At 22.4% G+C, this 16,718-nt stretch carries 14 protein-coding genes and 1 tRNA gene; 2 read left to right on the top strand and 13 right to left on the bottom strand.

Annotation, left to right across the window (positions count from 1 at the left end; genetic code table 11):
• Positions 1-41: 41 nt before the first annotated feature.
• Positions 42-115, top strand: a tRNA-Arg gene (locus tag KQY27_RS05185).
• Positions 116-186: 71 nt separating this feature from the next.
• Here the strand turns inward: KQY27_RS05185 and KQY27_RS05190 are convergent.
• From KQY27_RS05190 to KQY27_RS05240, 11 genes are all read right to left on the bottom strand, one after another.
• Positions 187-3,183 carry an AAA family ATPase gene (locus KQY27_RS05190; protein ID WP_224425515.1) on the bottom strand — a complete coding sequence of 999 codons (2,997 nt, stop codon included), beginning with the start codon at positions 3,181-3,183 and terminating at the stop codon, positions 187-189.
• 57 nt (positions 3,184-3,240) lie between these two features.
• The gene (locus KQY27_RS05195; protein ID WP_224425516.1) at positions 3,241-3,393 is read right to left on the bottom strand and encodes a hypothetical protein; all 153 of its coding nucleotides are present in this window, start codon (positions 3,391-3,393) and stop codon (positions 3,241-3,243) included.
• Between the two features lie 358 nt (positions 3,394-3,751).
• Complete coding sequence (locus KQY27_RS05200) at positions 3,752-5,854, bottom strand: P-loop NTPase fold protein (RefSeq protein ID WP_224425517.1); 2,103 nt, start codon at positions 5,852-5,854, stop codon at positions 3,752-3,754.
• Between the two features lie 345 nt (positions 5,855-6,199).
• Positions 6,200-6,433, bottom strand: a complete 234-nt coding sequence (locus KQY27_RS05205; RefSeq protein WP_224425518.1) for a hypothetical protein — start codon at positions 6,431-6,433, stop codon at positions 6,200-6,202.
• A gap of 77 nt (positions 6,434-6,510) precedes the next feature.
• Complete coding sequence (locus KQY27_RS05210) at positions 6,511-6,744, bottom strand: hypothetical protein (RefSeq protein ID WP_224425519.1); 234 nt, start codon at positions 6,742-6,744, stop codon at positions 6,511-6,513.
• A 62-nt stretch (positions 6,745-6,806) separates the two neighbouring features.
• Entirely contained in the window at positions 6,807-8,465 is a 1,659-nt protein-coding gene (locus KQY27_RS05215) for a hypothetical protein (protein ID WP_224425520.1), read from the bottom strand.
• Between the two features lie 262 nt (positions 8,466-8,727).
• On the bottom strand, positions 8,728-10,089 hold the full coding sequence (locus KQY27_RS05220) for a HEPN domain-containing protein (protein WP_224425521.1): 1,362 nt from the start codon (positions 10,087-10,089) through the stop codon (positions 8,728-8,730).
• A 179-nt stretch (positions 10,090-10,268) separates the two neighbouring features.
• Positions 10,269-11,459 (bottom strand): ATP-binding protein, encoded by a 1,191-nt coding sequence (locus KQY27_RS05225; protein WP_224425522.1) that lies wholly within the window; start codon positions 11,457-11,459, stop codon positions 10,269-10,271.
• Positions 11,460-11,551: 92 nt separating this feature from the next.
• Positions 11,552-12,340: a hypothetical protein gene (locus KQY27_RS05230; RefSeq protein WP_224425523.1), complete on the bottom strand. Its 789-nt coding sequence runs from the start codon at positions 12,338-12,340 to the stop codon at positions 11,552-11,554.
• A gap of 130 nt (positions 12,341-12,470) precedes the next feature.
• Positions 12,471-12,731 (bottom strand): winged helix-turn-helix domain-containing protein, encoded by a 261-nt coding sequence (locus KQY27_RS05235; RefSeq protein ID WP_224425524.1) that lies wholly within the window; start codon positions 12,729-12,731, stop codon positions 12,471-12,473.
• Positions 12,732-12,984: 253 nt separating this feature from the next.
• Positions 12,985-13,245 (bottom strand): winged helix-turn-helix domain-containing protein, encoded by a 261-nt coding sequence (locus tag KQY27_RS05240; RefSeq protein WP_224425525.1) that lies wholly within the window; start codon positions 13,243-13,245, stop codon positions 12,985-12,987.
• Positions 13,246-13,716: 471 nt separating this feature from the next.
• Here KQY27_RS05240 and KQY27_RS05245 point away from each other — a divergent pair, with 471 nt between their 5' ends.
• Positions 13,717-15,471: a right-handed parallel beta-helix repeat-containing protein gene (locus KQY27_RS05245; protein WP_224425526.1), complete on the top strand. Its 1,755-nt coding sequence runs from the start codon at positions 13,717-13,719 to the stop codon at positions 15,469-15,471.
• A gap of 107 nt (positions 15,472-15,578) precedes the next feature.
• On the opposite strand, the gene KQY27_RS09255 is transcribed toward KQY27_RS05245, so the two are convergent.
• Together KQY27_RS09255 and KQY27_RS09260 are read right to left on the bottom strand one after the other, a co-directional pair.
• Positions 15,579-15,995, bottom strand: a complete 417-nt coding sequence (locus tag KQY27_RS09255; RefSeq protein WP_342765745.1) for a transposase — start codon at positions 15,993-15,995, stop codon at positions 15,579-15,581.
• Complete coding sequence (locus tag KQY27_RS09260) at positions 15,995-16,630, bottom strand: transposase (RefSeq protein ID WP_255596633.1); 636 nt, start codon at positions 16,628-16,630, stop codon at positions 15,995-15,997. The genes KQY27_RS09255 and KQY27_RS09260 overlap by 1 nt, the downstream gene beginning before the upstream one ends.
• Positions 16,631-16,718 lie beyond the last annotated feature (88 nt).

A 16,718-nucleotide genomic window follows, 5' to 3' on the forward strand; every position in this document is an offset into this window, starting at 1 on the left:
AATAAATATTTAAAAAAATAATATATGAATATAATATTTATGGGCTTGTAGCCTAGTCTGGAAGGGCGTAAGACTCCTAATCTTAAGATCGAGGGTTCAAATCCCTCCAAGTCCGTTTATTGATAATTTAGTATTATTACTAAAATATAATTTTATCAATTTTCAGTTTTAAAAAAAGCAATTAAGCTATTTATTAAATGGAATGCTAGATTGCTCAGTGAATTCTAAAAATATTTTATATAATTTTTCCCAATTAACATCATAATTTATCATTTCAAGAAATTTAGGAATGTTTCCCAAAAAATCATACCATGCACATATGAAGTCAGAATCATGTCCCCATTTTGCAAATAATGATTTATGAATAATAATTAAACATTTTTCCCTTAATTCTTTTTTATCATAATGTTCATAAAAAATTGTGCTTGGAAATCCATGATACCACCCATCACAATATTTAGCAATTTTTTCAGGCCTAATATGGTTGTTTTTTATATATTCTAAGTCTTCTTCTGAAATATAGCCGTTTTCAAATGGAATTCTAATTTTTTTATCTTTTTCATTTGAATTTTCTGAAAAAGAAAACCCAAAATAATCAATATGATTTAATATCGATTTTTTATATTTTGACTTTAAAGCATTACCCATATCATCAGGGCTTATATTCTTACCATAAGAATGATAATGAAAAATTTCAGCCATTCTTTCCTCAATATCATCCAAATTAAAATAATCTAATCTAGGAGGATCTAACTGGAAAATGTCTGCAAAATCTTTATTTAACTCATTATTTTCAATCAATACTTTAGTAAATTCAGGATCTTTACTATTAATATAATATTCTAACAAATAATTTATTCCTTTTTCAGACTGTTTCATTAAAGATTCAATCAGTTTAATAGAATCAGAATAATTTAAAAAATTTTTATTTTCAAATGTAATTAATGCATCATGTATATTTGTTACTGTGTAATCTTTTCTAAAAATATACATTGTATAATATTTGTTTAAGTCAAAAATATTGAAGTCTTCATTTAAATGATTTTTCAATCGAATATAGCTTGTTACATAGTCACCAACTTTAAATGAACCTTTAGGAGATATTTTATTAATAACTTCCTTTAAACTATTTTTTAAAAAGATATTATCTTCAGTTATAACGTTTAATTCCATTAATTTTAATTTTACTTTAGGCATGATTCTATTTAAATCATACCCCATAATTCCATGTTTTTCAAGCGGTTTAACATGTTTGTTCAATATTTTTTTAATAATAGGATCTTTTTCATCCTTCAAATATCTATTAATTAATTCATAAAATACAGAATTTTCATGCTTATTTATCCAAATTAATATAATAAAATCAACTAAACAGGTAATTGTATTCTTATAAACATTATCTGGAGAATTATCAAGATATTTTTCTAATTTATCTTCATCAACATTTTTTTCAAAAATATCAAAAAATTCATATTCCATATCCCATAAGTAGAAAGTTTTACGTAAATCTGTGCCAAAATGATTATCACTTAGAATTTTTTTATAATATCTTTCATTTTTATGAATTAAGCATAAATAAGTTCCCCATAGGTAACCACTACTAAAAATGCTTTTTTCATCAATTTCTTTTCTTTTTATATATTTAATTACATGATAATTCAAAGAATCATTATGAAATTGATAATTTATTCTTCCAACTATCAATAAAATTAATATAAATGAATAATACTGATAAATATCAAATAAATTAGGATAATTTTCTAACATTAATTGTAATTTTTGATAAAAGCTTTCAATAGATGCTAAATCAAGATTTTGATTGCATAGTTTTCTGAAAAGTTTAATATCAGAGTATTTTATAAGAATTTTTTCAATAAATTCCTTATCAAATTTAAATCCATCAAATCTTGCTAAATATCTAATTTCTTCTTTTTCAATACTTTCTTTTATTTTAGGCAAAATTTTCTTTTTTAAATTCAAAAAATATTCTGTATCTTTGTTTTTTTCTCTAAGAAAAGTATTTAAACTATCATGTATAAGTGAAATTCTATTTAAAATTATATTGAATAAATAAGGATATTCTGCAATGAATTCTTTTATAGGGTCACTTATTAACACATCATCAAGTAAAAGGTCTATTTCCTCTTCTAAAAAGAAATAATCATTAAGTAAAAATATACTAAGACGTTTTGTATCATTATCTTTTATTAATTTTTCATAATAATCTGAAATTTCGGTAGTTGGAGTTGAAATTGGAATTTTTCCATGTAATTTATAATGTTCGGCTAAAAAATTAGTTATAATAGGATAACCATCTGACAAATCATAAATTTGTCTAATAATTTTGTAATCAGCTATTGAATGTGAATCAGATAAATATTTTTCTGTTTCTTTAAGGTTCCAATTTTCAAGAACTTTTTCATTCCAACTCAATTCTTTTTTTAACGGTCTCGATAAAACTAAAACTTTAGTTTCTGAAAGTTTATCAATAAAACTAATAAAATCTTCAAGTTCCTGAGGATTATAATTTTCAACATGATCTAAACCATCAATCACAACAAATAAATTATCTGAATTGATTTTATCAATTAATTCTTCTGTTTTGAAACTTTTAGGAGATTTAAATACTTTACTGCCTAAATCTCGCAAAAAATTTTTAAAAATTCTCCTATCTTTAATATATTTATCTTGAGAACTTGTCCAAAATCTATACGTAACATCAATATGAATTTTTTCTTTTAATTCATTTACAAAATGACTTTTTCCAACCCCTGGCTTTCCAGTGACAAGTTGTATTCCATTATTGATAATGAAATCATCTCTAATAATAGAAGTTTTTTCATCTAATTCTATTGAAAATGTAAAAAGCATTGGTAAATCATCTAAAGTAACTTTAAAAATATTGTTTATAGTAGTCTCATAAGCAAATTTATATATCATATTTATTCTTTTATCATCATCATACATCTCATCTAAAATTTCTTGAGTTTTGCTTGGTGTTAGTGGAACTATATAAATACTATCCAATTTGCTAGCAGGAACTCCCAATACTTCAGTGTTAGTTTCTATCTTATCACTATTTAAAATCAAAATATTATTATTGTCTTTTTTATAAGATATTTTTGTATATGACGGCAATATAACTTCTTCATCAGTAACTGTAATCTCATCTAAAGATATCATTTCCCCATTTTTATTTTTTTCATTTTTCACTTGAAAATAATATTTTTTTGAATTTGATTATAAATAACAATCATCAAAATTATGAGAAACATCTCTTTCAACCTCTATAGAACATATATTTCTATCAACATCCATTTTTGATATCAATAACCAATATATAAAGTGTTGATACGTATAACCCTTAAATGATGCTCTTTGTAGTGATGACATAGTATCTCCTTAATTAATAAAAATTAAATATCTTCAAAAACTTCTTTCCCTTTTTATCTATTAATTTAACAAATTCCTTGTTTAACTTCATTATTAATATTAATTCTATACAATAATAGACATTTTTTATTATTATAATTTTCTATATTAATCACACAATAATAAAGCATGATAATTGAATAGTTTATTAAAAAATTAATATTAAACATAAGAGTGTAAAAAAAATACTAAAAATAAAAAAACTTAAGATAAATAATTTTATTTTTAAAGACTTAAATAGTGCCAAAACTATTATTAATTCCAAAATAAAAGTTTAATGCATATTTAATAAAAATTAATGTAAATAAAAGTATTGATACTATTCTAATATTCCAATAAATTTTTTCAATGCAAATTTAGTTTTCTCATTAATATTTTTATTATTACTCAAAATATCCTTAATTCTTTTTTCATATTTTGATTTTTCTAAATAATTATTGATTGATTCATCAAATTTGTAGAAAGAACCATTATATTCAATACCAAAATGTTTAGTTGAGTTAGATGCAAAAGAAGAGATAATATTTATTAATCCTTTATCAGATTCATCATTACTATTTATAAAATCAATGGCACTTTCTTTATCCAAGCTTAACCAAATGTTAAGAATTGAATCCAAATTATTATCATTAATTATATCATTATTCTCATCAAAACATTTCATTCCATCAATCGCTAAATGCCTCAAATAATCTAGCTGTTCTGAAGATAAAAAATTATCTCTTTCTTTTTCATTTTCACGATATAAACCATTAATAAAAATAGAAAAGGTTATTATAGAATTTTTTGAATCTTCAAACGAATTTTCTAGTATTTTAAATCTAATCTCATTATTATCAAGAAGCATTAACAAATATAAAATTATACCCACAAAATCATAGCTATAATTATCTTTTTGAAAAATATAATCACCAATTTCAAATAAACTAGTTAAAATATTTTGAAACTCTGAATTATCAAAATTAATTTCTTTATTATTGTAGATATATGATTCAAACTTATTTAAAAATAAAAATAATTTGTTTGATTTATATAATTCAACTAATTTATCTTTAAAACCTTCTTTAGAAACTTTCAAAGAAATTATCTTATTAAAATCTTCATTAGATAATTCATCTTCTGGAATATTAAGTTCAAAATATTTATCAAAATGTTTAAAGCTACATATCTTTAATTCTCTATCCCATATTCTTTCCCATTGAATACCTGAATACCCTCTGTTTAATTGAGGGAATAATAACTTGATTAAAGAGTACATATTATCATGGCTGACATGTTTAAGATTTTTAATTATATCTTTATTAACAAATTCTTTTTTTTCTTCAATATCATCCTTCTGACTTTTTCGAGTATACAATACAGAAGTTTCTAATAAAAATCTTTTATTTTCTATTATGTTTTCAAATACATTCGGTTCAAATACTTTTATCGCTGTTAATAACATGAAATCATAAGAATTGACTTCACCATTAACATTACCAAAATCAAAATTTAAAACATCACAATACCTATTAACATCCCTAACATTTCGAAAAAAAGATTTAAATTCCATGTAATGCTCAACATAAATAAAATGATCTTCATTTAATGGAATAATAGGGTTAATCCTTTTGTATAATATTTTATTTAAATCATTTTTAGAAATTTTAGGTATATCTAGCGGAATTTGAATAATTTTTTCTAAATATTGATGTCCTTTATCATGCTGGGTTTTATTGAGAGACTTTGAAACAATTTCTTTATCATATGCCATCAAATATATAGTACGATTAAAATCAGCTACTAATTTGACAAGTTTAAAGATTTGTTCAGTCTCAATGTCAGATAATCTATCTATATCATCAATAATAAAAAGAATTCTAAGTTTTTCTTTTTCAATATAATTATTAATTTTTTCTTTTAGCTCTGTCAAACTTTTATCTGAATTATATGCATCTATAAAATTATTAAACTTTGGTAATATATAAGGAAGTGATTTTATAGAATTCTTAATAAATTCATTTTCATTTAAGGATAATATTGAAGAAACAGTTGATTTATCAATAAGAGAATTATAATAATCTTTAAATGAATTAATAAGATCATTTTCATTGATTTTATTTAAAACTCCTTTATTTTCAGATAAACTAATCATTATTGCTTTAAAAAATTCATCAATCAATTCCTTTTGGTTAGAAAAATACCAAGGATTGAATTCTATCAATATCAACTCATTAGGATATTTTTTTTCAAATGTTTCAATAACCATATTTAGCATTGAAGTTTTTCCAGATCCCCATTCTCCCGACAGACCAATCACTAAACTTTTCTTATTTTTATAATTAAATATCTTTGATGAAAGCTGTTCAACATATTTAACTCTGTGTAAACCATCTTCTTCTTTTTTATTAATTGAAATATCATTTATAAAATCATTTGACACTTAAAACACCAAATATTTAATATTTATTCTATACATTTATATTTATTTTTTATTATTATAATTTTCTATATTAACCCCACAATAATATAGAATAAGTGAATAATCTATTAAAAAAGTAAAAAATAACAAAAATTTAGTTAATATGTATCCAAATTCAATCTAAACTATTAATGATAAAAATACTTCATAAAATAAATAATTTTTATTTAGATTCAATACAATCTTCTTTAAATTCATAAAAATTAACATTTAATAAAATGAAAAAATTATTTTATCTTTTTAGAAGATTTTTTTATTAATTATCTATCTTTATATTTTAAGTATTAAATTATAATTAAAAACATATTAATATTCAAATTTATAATAATTAAATAATTCCGCATTTTTATAGTATTCAATTAAAATTATTCTTTTATTTAAATCTATTTCATAATATACTCCTAAAATATATCCACAAACATTTTCAGGAAAATTTGTTCCATTTATTCTAGTAATAGTTTCATCTAATGGGCGTGTCATATCCTGCAATCTAAATTTATCTTTTTCTTTTTCATTTGATTTTCTGTAACTTTTTTTCATTTCTAAAGTAATTAAATTATCTTTATTTTTTATTTCACACCTATTATGTACTATCAAATCACAAGTAATCTCAACATTTATGTTTTCAGAACCCTTAATTGTTTTTTTATCCCAACATAATTCATATTATATTCAACATCAACATAATATTCATAATATTTTGAGTTTTTTATATTATTTAATATTGTTTGAGATAAACTAGCACAAATACATCTTTCACTAGCTTTACTTTCTAAAATAATCATATTTTTATCAATGAATTCTTTATTTGAGTTTTCAAAAATATGAATCAATTCTTTATACTCTTGCATATTTATTCCCTATTTCATGAAGTAATAGTATATTAATAGACCATTTTGATAAAACAACCCACTTATGTTCCTTCAAATTGCTTTATTTTTTCCTTAAAATATTTTTCAAAATCTGATTTTAATAAGCTATAAATATATGAAAATATAGGAGTTTTTTCAAAAACAAAATCTAATCCAGAATGATGATACTCTATAAATCTGTAATCAGTACCATTATAACTAAAATAATCCTGCTCTTTCTTTAAAAAATCCTTATTTTTTAAAAAAGTTGGCATTTGTTCATCTCCTGAAAAAAATATTTCTGAATTAAACTTATCTCCATTAGATTTACAATAAAAAATGTTAATTGTAGGATATTCAAAAGGATTCTTAGGAATTTTTACTTCTGTAAAGATATTATTTGATTTTAAAAATCTATTTGCGTCATTTAAATTATGAAAATTTTGATTAAAAATATTATTGTACACTATTGGTAGTTTTCCAAAAAATGTTTCTAAGAACTTTGATAATGAACTTTTTCCATACATATCATAGATTCTAGCGTTATATGTATCATATTGGGGGTATGGCATATATATTTTTTGTATATTAGAATTTTCAAAAAAATAGAGACAATCGATTAAAACATTGAGTGGATAATCATTATCCCACTTGTTACGATTTTTACTATTAAGGTATTCTATTAAAGAATCTCTTATTTCTAATGTACTATAACTTTCCTTTTTACTAATTCCAAGTAAGTCATTTTTATAAAATGCAAATGAAAACAAAAATTCATTTGCTAAAAATTCATTGTTAATAATAAGAGCTTTTTCATTAAAAATTTTTTTAATTCTTGTCCTAATTACTTCAATAGAATATGTATAATATTCTTTTTTCAATATTTTATTATCATCATTAACTATTGTAAAGCCAAAATTTTTTCCTGCCAAACTAGGGAAATCCTTAACTTTTTTTATTTGAACATCATTAACATCCCATTCAATTGGATACAATGCATAAGATAAATGTGATTTTGAAAACTCATGGTACATGAAACCAATTTTCCAAGAATCTCCAAAAAATCTATGTTTTACAATTTTAAATTTTTCAAGCATATTATTTAAAACATCTAAAAATTTATGAATATGGATAAAATTTGGATCAGAATTTCCTAAAATAGGTTCAATATTTTCTTTTAACTCGTTAAAATCTGATAATAATTTTGAATATCCTCTAAATTTTAATAAATGATCATTGAAAATTTTTAACCATTTATCATGAAATTCTAAATCTTTATAGTTATCTCTTGTAATAATACCTTTATCAAAATCCTCATCATTAACAAAGACAGTTGTAGATTTATATATTACATTTTTAAAACTAATATTTTTAGTATTCTTAAGGTTATCATGAATATAAACCCAATATACAATTTTTTGATTAATATCTGAACTTATAAACAAAATAGGATTAGTATTAGAACTTGAATAATCATATAATGATAAAGGAACTATGACTTTATTATTTTCATTATTAGGATGTTTTTTGATTTGAACAAAAATAGTAGCTATTGTGTGTCTATTTTCATCAACAATTTCAAAGAATCCATCATGATTAGGTGTTTTATCTTCTGTTTTAATTTGTTTTTTAAATAAATCATTAGATAAAAATTCATTGAAAAGATCAACTGCATTTTTTTCAGCACTATCTGTGGATGGATAAGGATTTTTTCTAGTCATAATCATACCTACTTATATATTATTCATATATTTTTCAACAAATTTTTTTATTTTATCTGTTAATTTGATAAAATTACTCATTAAATTATAAACAAGTCTTCGCTTAAATTATTAATAATTTTTTTGTTTTTATATTATTTATAAAGTTCTTACTTAGATTATTAAACTAATTATTCTATATATTTTAAGACTTCTTTTCCTTTTATATGTTAATTATTTACTTAATAGTATAAAGCTAAAAAATATTATTAATACAAATCTATTATGAATATTTTAATTCATCAAAATAATTTTTTAAATCAGCTGTTTCTTTAAAATTAAATTTTTTGTTAGATATTAATTTAATCAAAACATTTTGAACAATAAATAACAAATCAATCATATCATATTTAGATACATAAACATCTCCTTTATGTGTAATATTGCTTCGTATTACGTATAAATCTTTAATTCTCTTTTTAATATTCACACGAGTTTCATAATCTTTGCCTAGTATAAAAGCAACTCTTTCAGAAATATTTTCAACAATAGGTTCGTTTTTATCAAATATTAATATTGATTCCAATGCAATGAACAGTTTAATAACTCTTTCTCCTAATCTGAAACATTCTAAATTCTCAATTTTATCTTTTTTAGCTTCTTTTCTTGAATTTATATTATGTACATGAACATTAGAAGCTTCACCAAACCAATATATAGAATTTAAAATATTTGATTCATATTTTGTTTTTTTTTGTTTTAATAAAATTTTGTTTAATTTATCAAACCCTCTATTCTTTAAAGATTTAATTATGTCATCATTTAAATCAAACATAAGTGAATGACCTATAATTTCACTATTTTGTAAAATTGGTTTATCTTGATTATTTAAATAATAACCCCTATAAATCCCAATCAAAGATTCTCCTTTTAGTCCAAAAGAATAATCTTGCGAAATAAACAATTTTAAGCAGTTTAAAGCTAGATTAATTCCCTTAATAGCTTTTATTTTTGCATAATCAAGAGTTTTAGAATTATAACCTATCCCTTTAATATTAATTTCAGCAAAAGTCTTGTTTAAATTGTCTTTAAAGAATTCAAGTTCAAACCAATTATTTTGATTAATATCATCTTTCAATTCTTCAATTTGTTCTTTTGACCAAGCTTTTTCAAGTTGTTTTACTCTATATTTTATAAAATTTTCTTTAACTTTTTCAAATTCAATATCATCAAAAGTAAATAGCTTTATATTTCCAATTTTTATATTTTCTTTTACTTTTAAATTTTCTACAGGAAATCTGAATATTAAATCTGAAATTTGATTTTTGATATTATCTTTAAATTTTTTAATTTCTCTTTTAATAAATGGTTCTCTTTCATTTTCAGGCTGAGAAATCGCCTCAGAAATAATATCTTTAAGTTTATCATCAATATATTCAACAGGGAAATTATCTTTCATGTATAAATCATCTTTAAATACAGCATCAGAAGCTTCTCTAAAAAGATTCAACCTTTCTTCATCAAAATAAATATGATTTTTTCCAAAAAATTCATATACCCATTCTTTTTCTTTAAATTCTTCAAAATCATTATAGTTGAAATTTGAAAGCTTCAATAAATTTTCAATTATTTTTTTATTATTCATTTTTATCATTTTTAATATTTAATTTAAATATTTTAATTAGTCATTTAAAATTTAAAAATCCTTTTTTTTATTTGTTAATTTGATAAATTCCTTGTTTAACTTAATATTGTGCAATAAAGTTTTTTTATTATCATTAAAATAATTTAACATAAATATCTAATGTTATTTTCTGTTGATTATCATTTATAGGGAATCCATTTACCATTTTCATCATAACTCTTAGATCCATTTATATAATCAGTATCATAATATATTGAATCAAAAGAATTTTTCATTTCTTGAGCTAATCTCTCTAAGTTTTCAGTAGTTATAGTTGACACAGGCAATTCCAATGTATTGTTTTCAAACCCACACTTTGATTTGGATAAAAAACGATTTTTTTCAAAAATTCTAAATCCATTTAAATTAGTTAATGATAAATAAACCTCTATTGGAGTATTAATTTGTAGTTTTTTATACAATTTAACATATTTACTAATGGAAATTAAAACTTTATTTTCATAATAAGGCATATCTATATCAACAATATCATCATCTTTTTCTAATCTCAAAACAGATTCTATAATACCATTGTTATAAATTTTAACATAATCTTCAACTTCATTATTTTCATTTTTATATGATGCTAAGTATCCATCTGAAACTCTTTTTCTATTATTAAAAAAAGTTCCCTCTAATGATTTGAATAATTCATAATTTTTTTCAACTAATTTCATTTCTTTAGAAATATTTATATTTGATACATTAACAGGAACTAAAAATAAGATAAACTGCATAAAATTTTTATAATTTGAATCAGAAAATAAAATATTAATTTTTTCGTCGATAAAATCTTTATTTTTTGTTTCTATATTAGTGAAATTTGAAAAAGCATTTTTTAATTCATTCCAATTCATATGATCGCATAGATTATTATTTCTTATATAGAAATCACCTGTTGTATCAGGGTTCATTATGCGCCTTATTGGACTATTAACACTTTTAAATATTTTAATCAAAAGTATTTTTTTGTTGTTTATATCTAAAGTTTTAATTTTTATATTTGGTAAAGGATTTGGTTCTGTGTTACTTCTAACCATAGAATTAATAGCAGAAATTAATTCATCATAGTTAGAATATTTTAATCCATTTAAATAAGGGGTTTTATCCTTATTTTCACCCATACCTATAATTATTAATCCTCCTTCTTTATTAGAAAATGCAGAAATTTCTTTTAATAGATTTCTTTTATGATCCATATTAGTTAGTTCATAGTTTTTTTTATATTCTAAATATTCATTTTCAATAATTTTATTTTCAACTAGTTCAAGAATATCATTTATATTAATATCATCAATATCTTTATTGAATAATTTTTTTCCTGTTAACATATACAATCACTGTTCATTCAACATATTCTAAAACTTCTTTTCCCTTTTTATCCGTTAATTTGATAAATTTCTTTGTTTAATTTTATTCTGTGTTAAGGAGTTATATATGTTTTTATATCTAAATTTCTTTCTTTTTTTGTAAAATCTTTAATAAATCCTATAGGATTTTTAATATGATTTCCCGGGTTATATATAAAAAACATTAATGTTTTTACTTCTGGATGTTTTGAATATTTTCCAATATCATCATTAAGTTGTTTAGTTAAAGCATTATTTCTTAATGTTGGAGATGTGATTTTAGTTTCTATAGCTATATTTTCATCTTTTAAAAAAAAGTCTATAAAACTTCTAGTACTGCCTTGTGTAGGTACAGATTCTTCATCTATAATGTCATCAAAATATAATCTTAATAAAGGCAGTAATAAATATTGAACATCATATTCATCTTCAATTAGTAAAGGAGCTTTATTGTGAGTTCTATTTTCAAATATCTTAACTAATTCATGAAATTTGTTAAAAATATTTTCAACATCTTCAATAGGATTATGTTCAATATTTTTAATTTCTTCATCATTACCAATCATATTTTTACTGATATCTTTTGAAATGTTTTCTAGTATTTCAATTCCCCTACTTAACAAAGAATACCCATTGATACTTCTTACATCAACATCTTTTTCAAACGCTTTAACATATTGATTATCTGGCGTTAAAGTTTCATATAGATAATTTAAAGTTCTAGCTTTCCATCCTAAGAATTTAGCAGCGTTAAAATTACTTCTTTCGACCTTAATTTTATTTCCTTCATCTATTAGTTCATCTATAATGTTTTTTTCTATAGTGACCATTTTAAATTCTCCTATTTCAAAAATTTCTTCCATTTTAGCTAATTGATAAATTCATAATGTAATCTCATCTAATCTTGTTTTAGTATAATGCCTATAAATAAAATTTACTTAATAGTTTTTTTGTTTTTTGTATTATTTAAAAATTTTTAAATTATTAAACTAATTATTCTATATATTTTAAAATTTCTTTTCCTAAATCTGTTAAGCCATAAAGCCTACCCCTATAACTTTCTTCATTATGACAAACTACTATTCCTGCATCTTTCAAAGCTCTCAATGTCCTACTAACTTCAGATTTACTTAAACCAGTTGATTTACTAATTTCTGTAGGAATTTTTAAATTATTTGATAGGTCCCTTACTATTTTTTTCCTATGTTCAGATAGCTTAACCCACCCAATTTTTGCAGCGATTTTGGCTTCCATGTATATTTTGTTGAATTTTTATATTAAAATGTAAATTTGACATAGTAGTCCAAATATAATTGACATTATAGTTGACAAATTTTTTATATATAATATACATTATAATGTACTAGTTAAGTATTTTTCTATATATGAAAAATATTGATTTATATTATATAAAAATACAAAATATTGAAAAAATATTTATAAGAATATAAATTACAATTATTGTTAAAAAATAAAAATGATAGTAAAATAAATAATATTTAATTAGCTAATGTATATATTTTATTATCTCATTTCCTTCATCAGTTAAACCATAAAGACGACCTCTATGACTGTCTTCATTATGACAAACTACTATTCCTGCATCTTTCAAAGCTCTCAATGTCCTACTAACTTCAGATTTACTTAATTCAGTTGATTTACTGATTTCTGTAGGAATTTTTAGAGTGTTTGATAGGTCTAACATTATTTTTTTCCTATGTTCAGATAGCTTAACCCATCCTATTTTTTCCGCAGTTTCAACTTCCATGAATATTTTTTTGAATTTTAATATTAAAATATAAATTTGACATTGTAGTCCGAATATAATTGACATGGTAGTTGACAAGTTTTATATATTATAAAATTCTATTAATTTACAAGATGAATTTTTTATAGATATACAAAATTAAATCAACTCCCCAATATTATAAAATAAGCTAATAAAAATAGTTTATTTTAAAATTGGATTTAAATTTTTTGTATTAATAAGAAGAAAACTACAAAAAATAGTTTTCTTCTGATTAATAATTAAAAAATCTAGCTATTTCATTAAAAATCCATGATTTGTACCAACTAATGAAAATAGCTATAAAAACAAATGTTATTAATCAAAAAAACATACGATGAAAATTTATGCTTAGTAAAAACCACCCGAGATAATTAAAAATATCCATTTTTTTTTACTAAGCTAATTTTCACAATTTTAAATAAATAAAATAAAAAGGGAGGGAAATAACCTATGAAAATAAAAAAAATAACCTTAATATTATTAGCTATGCTTTTATTAATTTGTAGCTTATCAACAATCAGTGCAGCTAACAACACAATCAGTGACACTAGTACTGGTGGTATATTACAAGGTATAACTGACACTGGAACTGGAGACACATTATACTTAAACCCTGGAACTTACAACAAAACTAACCAAGACACTAACATAGCTATTAACAAAAATATAACAATTCAAGGAAACGGACCAAAAGATACAGTAATCATTGATGCACAAGGACTAAGCAGAATATTCGCAATAAGCAGCAATCGAAACATAATTTTCATAAATATTACATTCTTTAATGGAAAAAGTACTTTTGGAGCGGCTATTTCAGCATCTAATTCAAATAATACATTGTTGACATTTATAAATTGTTCATTCATAAACAACAGTGCTTCATCTAGTTATGGTGGGGGTATTTACTGTGAATATGCTAATTTAACCATTATAAATTCAACATTTATTAATAATACTGCAAAGGTTGGTTCTGCTATTCATTCATATGGGACTCATGATTCTTCTATTATTAATTCTACTTTTATTAATAATTATATTCCTTTGGGTAGTTCTGGAGGAGGTACTATTAATATAATGGCTGCCAATAATTTTACTATTAGTGATTCTGTTTTTATTAACAATAGTGGAGATTCATGGGGTGGTAGTATCACTGCTATTAATACCAATAATTTAACTATAAACAATTGTAATTTTATTAATAATTCTGCTACATATGGCGGAGCTATTGATTTAGACAGAACAAATAACACACTCATTAATAACTGTGAATTCTTTGATAACAATGCAAGTTATGGTGGAGGTATTTATGCAGAAAATGGAAATAATTTAACTATTATTTCTTCAAATTTCACTAACAATTCAGGGAATAACGGTGCTGCAATATATAATCACGTAAATAGTAATTCTACTACTATAGAAAATAATACTATTGTGGATAATAATGGAACTGGTATACTTAACAGAGGCTATAATACTACTATTTCTGGTAATAATATTACAAATAATAATGGTAATGGTATAACTAATACTGGTAATGCTAATATTGAGAATAATATAATTTATGGCAATATTGATAATGGCGTTAATAACGGAGGTAATGCTACCATTCGTGATAATGATATTACAAATAATGGTAATGCCCTAAATAATACTGGTTATTTAGGTGGTTCAAATAATACCAACAGACATCAAACATCTCTTTTAATGACTACAATTATCTTATCTAACAAAGTAACAATAACAGTAACAGCTACAGATAACAAAGGTAATCCTATTATAAATAGAATAATTAATTTCTATGTTAATGGAGAACTAGTAGGAACTGCAACAACTAACAGTAATGGTATAGCACAATTCACATATACTGCAACACAATCAGGAACATATAATATTCTCGCAACTATAGATAACTTTACAATCGAAACCAATCCAATTTTAACAGAAATCTACTCAGAATCTAATATTAGTGAAAATATTTTAATCAAAATAAACGATGAAAGAGAAATACCAACTCCTACACCAAATCCAACCCCAACTCCTAAAAAACCTAAAAATCCAGATAGTCCTAATCCAAAGAATGATCCAAACAAAACAAGTAACAAGCCAGTTGCAACAGCAGCTATGAAAGAAACCGGAATACCAATAAACTTAATACTATTAGTACTATTAAGTTGTTTAGGAATAATCATTAGGAAAAAACAATGAAAAAACATTTTTAAAAAGGATAAATAATTATTTATCCTCATTTTCTTTTTTAATATAATCTATAATTTAATTTTAAAATTTGTATTTAATTAAACAATGTGTCTGATTTATGTGAAATCAACAATCCTTTTAATTTCTTTAATCTTTCTATAACCTGTGCTAATCATCATTCCTATTAAAAGTACATTTAGATAAACGTGGTTATAGACAGATATAATTGTATATGCATGTATATTCTTTAATTTAAGTTTTTCTTTCATAAATTTAAAAAATTCCTCTATTTTCCATCTAATTCTTCTGTAATCTTCCCATTTAACTAGTGAATCAAATAGTTTTTGCTTTAAATCGTTGTAAATTTTAATTTCCCCATTATTATCTTCATAATAATCAATAGGATTCTGTATTCTTTCAAATAAATTTATTAATGATGGTTTTTTCTTTGGAAAGAGTAAAGTAACAATATTATATTTGTTAATTCCTATTAAATAATTTTTTAAGCTTTGAAATCCCCTATCACATAATATTAATTACCATTTTTTAATATTTTTCGTCTTTTCAGTTCATTAAGCATATCATCAAATAATGTAGTGTCGTGGGGTGCTCCTGGATGTATTAATATTGTTAATGGTTTGCAAATCTTTTTATCTATAGCTAATGTCATTTTAAATACTGCATAATGTCCATTATTTGTAGAATAGACTCTTTTATAGTCTTTTGTAAGTAATTTTTGCTTTGATAAATATTTTCCACCAAATTTTAAATCCAGAGTAATTGAAGTTGAATCAAGGATCATCGTGTCAATTCTTTTTATTTCTTTAAAATTCATTTTATTCAATGTTTTTAAAGCTAATTCAAGATATTTACATTCATCATAACGATGATAAATCTTTCTTATCTGTTTTAGAGAGAGTATCTCATCAATATCTAAAAATTTTTTAAGCTTAGGACGACTTATTATTTTATTATAGACGTAGTTTAGATCTAATTGGTAGAATATGCTTAATAAAATAATTTTAAGGATTATTTGATGATTTTTAATATTATTTAGTCCATTTCGAGCTAGTTCTTGTTGAAAAGTTCTAGAATCGATAACTTTAAGTATTTTGGAAAACAAATTCCATACTTGGTCTTTTTTATCGGGATTTAAAGGAATTTTCATGTTTTGTCACAAAAATATATTTAAATTCCATTTTATTTTAAATTTTCCAATTTAAAAGATCTAAATTTAAATTTTACAAAATTATAAG

This window comes from Methanobrevibacter sp. TMH8, assembly GCF_020148105.1.
In the GTDB taxonomy this organism is placed as follows: Archaea; Methanobacteriota; Methanobacteria; order Methanobacteriales; family Methanobacteriaceae; genus Methanobinarius.